Source organism: Bradyrhizobium sp. AC87j1 (assembly GCF_002936975.1).
Lineage (GTDB): Bacteria > Pseudomonadota > Alphaproteobacteria > Rhizobiales > Xanthobacteraceae > Bradyrhizobium > Bradyrhizobium shewense.
This window is the reverse complement of sequence record NZ_PTFE01000023.1, coordinates 88,651-95,928: the sequence shown is the minus strand read 5'-3', so window position 1 is coordinate 95,928 and position 7,278 is coordinate 88,651. Positions and strand designations below refer to the sequence as shown.

At 66.1% G+C, this 7,278-nt stretch carries 4 protein-coding genes; 1 reads left to right on the top strand and 3 read right to left on the bottom strand.

The window, feature by feature from the left end; genetic code table 11:
• A partial coding sequence (locus CV770_RS14860; RefSeq protein WP_146101289.1) for a DUF2339 domain-containing protein occupies positions 1-1,331 on the top strand: 1,331 nt, incomplete at its 5' end.
• Between the two features lie 3 nt (positions 1,332-1,334).
• Here the strand turns inward: CV770_RS14860 and CV770_RS14855 are convergent.
• The 3 genes from CV770_RS14855 to CV770_RS14845 all read right to left on the bottom strand — a co-directional run bounded on the left by CV770_RS14855 (position 1,335) and on the right by CV770_RS14845 (position 7,181).
• The gene (locus CV770_RS14855) at positions 1,335-3,023 is read right to left on the bottom strand and encodes a methyl-accepting chemotaxis protein (protein WP_201759860.1); all 1,689 of its coding nucleotides are present in this window, start codon (positions 3,021-3,023) and stop codon (positions 1,335-1,337) included.
• Positions 3,024-3,277: 254 nt separating this feature from the next.
• Entirely contained in the window at positions 3,278-5,248 is a 1,971-nt protein-coding gene (locus tag CV770_RS14850) for a methyl-accepting chemotaxis protein (RefSeq protein WP_104462861.1), read from the bottom strand.
• Positions 5,249-5,444: 196 nt separating this feature from the next.
• On the bottom strand, positions 5,445-7,181 hold the full coding sequence (locus tag CV770_RS14845) for a methyl-accepting chemotaxis protein (RefSeq protein WP_104462860.1): 1,737 nt from the start codon (positions 7,179-7,181) through the stop codon (positions 5,445-5,447).
• Between the last annotated feature and the right edge of the window lie 97 nt (positions 7,182-7,278).

Sequence of the window (7,278 nt, the reverse complement as noted above, 5' to 3'; positions counted from 1 at the left end):
TCCTCGCGCAGGGCCGCTCCAACTCTGCAATCATTCCCGTGGTGTGGTCGGCCGCAGCCGTCGCTACGCCGATCGCGATCCTCATCGCGCTCTACGCCCGCATCGCGCATCTCGACCGCTCGATCCCGTTTGCGATCCTGGCGGTGCTGCTTGCCGCCGCCTTCGGTGCTGCGACCGAAGCGCTTACACGCCGCGAGGATCGACCGGGCGCGGCGACGTCGACCGCCCTGTTCGCGACCGGCACGCTCGGAGCGCTGGCGCTGGCGCTGACCTTCGCGCTGGAAAAGGGCTGGCTCACGATCGCGCTGGCGCTGATGTCGCTCGGCACCGCCTGGATCTCGATGCAGCGGCCGATCCCGTTCCTGCGCTGGCTCGCCGCCATCTTCGCCGGCATCGTAACCGCGCGCATCGGCTATGATCCGCGCATCGTCGGCGACGCCGTCGGGACCACGCCGATCTTCAACTGGCTGCTCTGGGGCTATGGCCTGCCGGCGGCCTCGTTCTGGGCCGCGAGCATCTTCCTGCGCCGCCGCGCCGACGATGCGCCGCTGCGCATGGTCGAAACCGCGGCGATCCTGTTCACCGCGCTGCTCGCCTTCATGGAGATCCGGCACTTTGCGACCAATGGCCGGATGACCTCGCCGCCGTCGCTGCTCGAATTCGCGCTGCAAGTCTGCGTCACGCTCGCGATGGCGATCGGGTTGGAGCGCTTGCGGCTACGCAGCCGCAGCATCGTGCACAATGTCGGCGCGGTCGTGTTGACGGCGATCGGCGGGCTCATCAGCGTGTTCGGCCTCCTGATCCTGGAGAACCCGCTGATCTGGCACATCGACGTCGGCGGCGCCGTGTTCAACCTGCTGCTGCTCGGCTATGCGCTGCCGGCCGTGCTGATGCTGCTGCTGTCCTACGCGGTGGTCGGGATGCGCGGCAAGGTCTACGCCAACACCATCGCCGGTGGCGCGCTGGTGTTCGCGCTCGCCTATGTCACGCTGGAGATCCGCCGCTTCTATCACGGCCCGATCCTCTCCACCGGCGCGACGACGGGCGCAGAGCAATACACTTATTCGATCGGCTGGCTCGCCTTCGGCGTGGTGTTGCTGGGCGTCGGCATTCTCGTCAACTCGGAGCGTGCGCGGCTGGCCTCGGCTGCCGTCATCGCGCTGACGATCCTGAAGGCCTTCGTCATCGACATGTCGACGCTGACGGGCGTCTACCGCGCGCTGTCGTTCATGTGCCTCGGCGTCGTGCTGGTCGCGATCGGCTGGCTCTACCAGCGCATCCTGTTCCGGCGGCAGATCGCACCGCCGCCGGCTCCGCAGGCGAGCGCGTAAAGATCAGGCCGCGCGGACCGATTCCAGGAACTGCGCGACCTCGACCTTCAGGCGGGTGCTGTCGGTCGCCAGCGATTTCGCCGCCGAGAGAACTTCGCCCGAGGCCGAGCCGGTGTCGATCGCGCCGCGCTGCACGTCGGTGATGTTGGACGAGACTTCCTGCGTGCCGAGCGAGGCCTGCTGGACGTTGCGCGAAATCTCCTGCGTCGCGGCGCCCTGCTCCTCGACAGCGGCGGCGATGGCCGATGACACCTCGGACAACCGCTCGATGGTGCCGCCGATCTCCTGGATGGCGCTGACGGATTCCTGCGTTGCGGCCTGGATGCCCGAGACCTGCGCGCCGATCTCGCCGGTGGCCTTCGCGGTCTGCTCGGCCAACGCCTTGACCTCGGAGGCGACGACGGCAAAGCCGCGACCGGCTTCGCCGGCGCGCGCCGCTTCGATGGTCGCATTCAGCGCCAGGAGGTTGGTCTGGCCGGCGATGGTGTTGATGAGTTCGACGACGTCGCCGATGCGGGAGGCCGCCTGCGACAGCGCGTTGACACGGTCATTGGTCCGCGCCGCCTGCTCGACGGCTTCCGCGGCCATCCGCGCCGAATCCTGCACGCGGCGGCTGATCTCGGTGATCGAGGACGACAGCTCCTCCGAGGCGGACGCCACCGCCTGGACGTTGGTGGAGGCTTCCTCGGAGGCTGCCGCAACGACGGTTGCGAGTTCCTGGCCGCGCTGCGCCGTGCCGCTCAGCGTGGCCGCGGAGGCCTCGAGTTCGGTTGAGGCCGACGACACGGTCTCGACGACCTCGCCGATCATGGCCTCGAAATTACGCGTGATGGCATCGACGCGGCGGCCGCGCTCGATTTTGGCCTCGGCGTCGCGAGCAGCCGCCTCATCGGCGGCCTTCTTGGCGATCAGTGCCTCCTTGAAGATCTGGAGCGCATCCGCCATCGAGCCGATCTCGGTCTTCTCGCCGCGATGCGGCACTTCGGCCGAGAGGTCTCCTTGGCCGAGCGACTGCATCGGACGAATGATCGAGGCGATGCCGCGAGAGACGTCGCGCACGAGATAATAGGCGGCGCCGATCGCGATCACGACCGAGAGCACGATGATGCCGACCAGCACGCGGAAGATCGTGGCGTAACTGTCGGCCGCCTGCTTGGTCTCCAGCTCAGCGCCCTGGTTATTGAGCTCGATGCCCTTCTGAAGCAGGGGATCGGCGGCCTGGGCCATCTTGGCGACCTTGGTCTGCAACATCTCGTTGGCGTCGGTCGGGAAGCGGCCGACGCTCTTGCGCGACAGCGCCATGGTCTCCTGCACGCCGTTCAGATATTCGCCCCACGCCTTGCTCCATTGCTCGTAGAGCGAGCGCTCTTCGGCGGCCGTGATCAGCGGCTCGTAGACCTTGCGCGTCTTCTCGATGCGCTCCCGCAGGGAGGCGAGGCGCTTCTCGGCGGCTTCCTTGCCTTCGGCGGTGTCCTGCATCAGGTGCAAACGGAGCGCGACGCGCAGCTCGTTGATGTCGGCGCGCATTGAGCCGAGCGCGCGCACGCTCGGCAGCCAGCTCTGTGCAATCTCGACCGTGTGAGCGTTGATATTCTGCATGGTGCCGATCGCCGTCACGCCGACACCGGCGAGCGAAAGAACGAGGACCGACAGCACGGTCAGAAGCTTGAAGACGATCGACAACTTCGACATCACACAAATCCCGATGATACCTAGCAACGCACAAATGACCTGCGCCGCTGTCGTCGCGACGGACGAGAGGGCGGAAGTCAGTTCAACAATGCTGGCTGGTTCTTATTCCGTGAGATTGCGCCCCATAATTGCAAGCAGGCGTTAACAGGAGCCTACGTAAAACTACGGGTCGGTCTCGTCGGGCGTTATTTTCTCCGCAACCGTTCTGCGACGCGAAACACGACGCGCCGCCACATGCACCGGTCGGCGGCCGCTCAGGCCGCCCGCACCGACTCCAGGAAGCGCGCGACCTCGCTCTTGAGCCGGTTGCTCTCCTGCGACAGCGCCTGCGCGGCCGAATGCACCTGCGCCGAGGCAGCCCCGGTCTCGCCGGAGCCGCGCTGGACGTCGGCGATGTTCGACGAGACCGCGGAAGTACCTTGCGCGGCGTGCTGGATGTTGCGGGAGATCTCCTGCGTGGCGGCGCCCTGTTCCTCCACCGCAGCAGCGATGGTCGACGAGATCTCCGACATCCGCGCGATGGTGTCGCCGATCTCCTTGATCGCGCCGACGGATTCGTCTGTCGCGGACTGGATCGCGCCGATGTGCTGACCGATCTCGCCGGTGGCTTTCGCGGTCTGCTCGGCAAGCGCCTTCACTTCGGTCGCGACCACCGCAAAGCCCTTGCCGGCTTCGCCCGCCCGCGCCGCTTCGATCGTCGCGTTCAGCGCCAGGAGGTTGGTTTGCGCGGCGATGGTGTTGATCAGCTCGACGACGTCGCCGATGCGGGAAGCGGCCTTGGTCAGCTCGGCGACGCGCGCATTGGTACGCTGGGCCTGCCCGACGGCGACGTCAGCGACACGCGCCGATTCCTGCACCTGGCGGCTGATCTCGGTGATCGATGACGTCATTTCCTCGCTCGCGGCCGACACCGACTGCACATTGGCGGACGCTTCCTCCGAGGCCGCCGCTACGGCGGTGGCAAGCCCGTTGCCGCGCTCTGCGGCGTGGGTCAGCGTATTCGACGATGCTTCGAGCTCGGTGGCCGCCGACGACACCATCTCGATGATCTCGCCGACCGCGCCTTCGAACGTATCGGCGAGCCGCTGCATGTCGGCCTTGCGCTGCGCGCGCCCACGGGCGTCCGCCTCGGCCTGCTCGGCGCGCAGCCGATCGGCCTCGGCCATGTTGGTCTTGAAGACCGCGACCGCGCCGGCCATCTCGCCGATCTCGTCCTTGCGCCCGACGCCGGGGATTGCGACTGACATGTCGCCCTTCGCCAAACCGGTCATCGCGCGGACCATGGCGATCAGCGCGGTCGAGATCGAGCGCCCGGTGAAAAAGGACACGCTGCCCACCAGCAGGATGGAGCATCCGAGCGCGACCCACATCCAGAGCTTGATCGAGGCCCGCATCGACTCTTCGGCGGCCTTCGCCGCGTCGTATCGCTGACTGACGCTCTTTTCGATCTCGTCGAGGACGGGCTCGATGGTGCGGAATTCCTTGGACATTGCCGAGCCGTGCGCGGCCAGATCCTGCGCGCCGACTGCCCACGCCACGAAGTCGTCCTGGTATTTGGAGAGCTTCTTGCCGATATCGGCCTTGACGGCCGGCGGGATCGCCGAAGCCTCGACTTGCCCGAAGAATTCCGTCGCCGTCTTCTTCAGGGCGTCGAGATATTTCGGGTCGCGGCGCAACATGAAGTCTTTCTCGTGACGACGCGTCGTCAGCATGCCGCTGGTGAGCCTGGGATCGTCGATCTCCTTGAGCTTGGTCTCGATATCGTGCACAGCCGTGCGCAACGAGCCTGACAACCCCAGGGTCTCGTTCAATCCAAGCTTGACCTCTGCTTGCTCGACGGCCGCAAATTCGCTCACATATCTCTCGAACCCGGTGCGGACCACTGACGCCTTTTCCCCGACCGCCGCGTATCCTGCCGCACGCGCCGCGCTGCCGAGGCGATCAAGATTGCGGGTAATGTCGGAAGCAAGTTCGGCGTGACGCTTCGCATAGGATTGATCGCGGCGGAGCTGGAAATCCTTCTCGGCCCGGCGCGCTTCGAGCAAATGCTGCGAGATCCGCTGGTTCAGATCGAACAGCCTGCGCGCCTCTTCGGCGGCGTCGCGGGACGTGTCCTGGGAGAGGCTGCCAATCTGGTAGATCGTGCCGAAGGCGACGAGCCCGATGAGGCCGAACAGTCCGATCGCCATGACCTTGTGAGTGAGGCGAATGGAAATGCCACTCATGAATGTGCTCCAACGATTGAGACGCAGTACGCGAAGGACGACTCAGCATCCGGGAAATTGCGGCAATCATGACTGCGCCGCTTTTCCGGAAGGTTAACCCTGCGCGCGACGGTCGCGGCGGCGAGATACGCGCGCGAGCAACCGCCGCGCATTCACGCGTGATGGTTGCAAGCAGGACCTGCCGAAAGACGCCAACTCAGGCGGCGCGCACGGTGCCGAGAAACTTGCCGACCTCGAGCTTGAGGCGGTTGCTGTCGCCGGACAGCGATTGCGCCGCCGCCAGCACCTGCGTGGACGCCGAGCCGGTTTCGCTCGCGCCGTGCTGCACGTCGGTGATGTTGGACGACACCTGATGAGTGCCCTCCGCCGCCTGCTGCACGTTGCGGGAAATCTCCTGCGTCGCCGCGCCCTGCTCTTCGACGGCAGCTGCGATGGTCGAGGAGATCTCCGACAGCTTCTCGATGGTGTCGCTGATGTCCCTGATGGCGCCGACTGAATACTCGGTCGCAGTCTGGATGCTGGCGATCTGCTGGCCGATCTCGCCGGTCGCCTTCGCAGTCTGCTCGGCGAGCGCCTTGACCTCGGAGGCGACAACGGCAAAGCCGCGGCCCGCCTCGCCGGCGCGCGCGGCCTCGATGGTCGCATTGAGCGCCAGGAGATTGGTCTGGCCGGCGATGGTGTTGATCAGCTCGACCACGTCGCCGATCCGCGCCGCCGCCTTCGACAATTCGCCGACGCGATCGGTCGTGGTGCGGGCCTGGCTGACCGCTTCGCTGGCGACGCGCGCGGATTCCTGCACCTGGCGGCTGATTTCGGTGATCGACGACGACAGCTCCTCGGTCGCCGACGCCACCGATTGCACGTTGGTGGACGCCTCTTCGGAGGCGGCAGCAACCATGGTGGTGAGCTCCTGTCCGCGCGCCGCAGTCGACGTGAGCGTCGACGCAGACGCTTCCAGTTCAGTCGCGGCCGATGACACGGTATCGACGATCTCGCCGATCGCTGCCTCGAAGCCATCGGCCAGCTTGTACATCTCGGCCTTGCGTTGCGCGGCTGCAGCCTGATCCTGCCTGATCTTGGCCTCGGCCTCCTCGCGCGTCTTCTGTTCGGACACGATCTTGAACTTCTCGACAGCCGCCGCGACACCACCGACCTCGTCCTTGCGGCCGAGACCGGGCAGCACCACGGAAAAGTCGCCGCCGGCGAGCTTGTCCATGGCCACCGTGAGCGCGCGGATCGGCCGTGCGATGGTCAGGAACGACATCAGCCAGGAGCCGAGGAGGACGAGCGCCGTGAAAGCGCCGATGACCATTGCGATATGCTCGCTGGACGCCATCTCCCGAGCGGAGGCCGCAACCTCCTCTTCGCTTCTGTGCCTGGCGACGTCGGCAATCTGATTGGAAGCCTGGTCCATCTCGCCTGCGATCGGCAACGTGACCTCGCGGGCAAGACGCGTCCCCTCATCGACGAGCTTGGCGAGGCGAGCAGCGGCATCCTCGCCCGTGAGAGCCAGGGCGGCACCGCGCACGGATGCGAGCTGCTGAGCTCCCTTGAGATAGTTCGCCGTGAGGACCTTGAGCTTCTCTATCCTCGCGCGGTTTTCCGGCACGCGCGAGAGCGTGAGCATTGCGTCGGCAACCTTCACCAAATGACCGGCGCGTTCGACCAGCGCGTCGCGCGCCCTCTGCAGTTCATCTGAATTATTGGCGAGGCGGATGTCGCGTGCGGCGAGTTGCATGGTGCGCGCTGCGAGCTTGGATTCGACTGCCTCGCGCGCCAGCTCCTGCTGCTCGGACGCCGTCTGGCTGGACCGGCGCACGTTGCCGTTTCCGATCACCTGACCCGCGATCATCGCGAGGACCAGGAGGATGCCGAGCGCCGATGAGATCGCCAGCTTGGTCCCAATCCGCAAATTCTGAACGAGGCTCAACATGGGCATGCTTCCCCCTAGGGAATGCGCGGCCGGGTCATTGCCAGCCGCCCTCGGCGTTGATCGCCCTTGTCCGAAAAGTATGCGTTCGCCATTCCAA